The 208-nt window shown below is 53.8% G+C and carries 1 protein-coding gene; it reads right to left on the reverse strand.

Going from position 1 to position 208, the window contains the following annotated elements:
* Window positions 1-208, reverse strand: a 208-nt coding sequence (locus ACOI06_RS14705) for a transposase domain-containing protein (protein WP_420663332.1), incomplete at both ends; no start/stop codon positions are given.

The raw sequence follows: 208 nt of genomic DNA on the forward strand, positions 1-208 counted from the left end.
GTGTGGACTTGGCTGTCTGGCTGCATTGAAACGCGTTGCAGCACATCGACTAGGTAGGTGTATGGGTCGATACCGTGCAAACGGCATGTGGAGATCAGACTCTGCATGATACCGATGTGTTTTGCGCCGAGTTCAGTCCAAGCGAACATCCAATTGCGCCTGCCTATTGCGATTGGCCTGATGGCGCGCTCAATGTGGTTCGTGTCCA

The organism is Orrella sp. 11846 (genome assembly GCF_048820935.1).
In the GTDB taxonomy this organism is placed as follows: domain Bacteria; phylum Pseudomonadota; class Gammaproteobacteria; order Burkholderiales; family Burkholderiaceae_B; genus Algicoccus.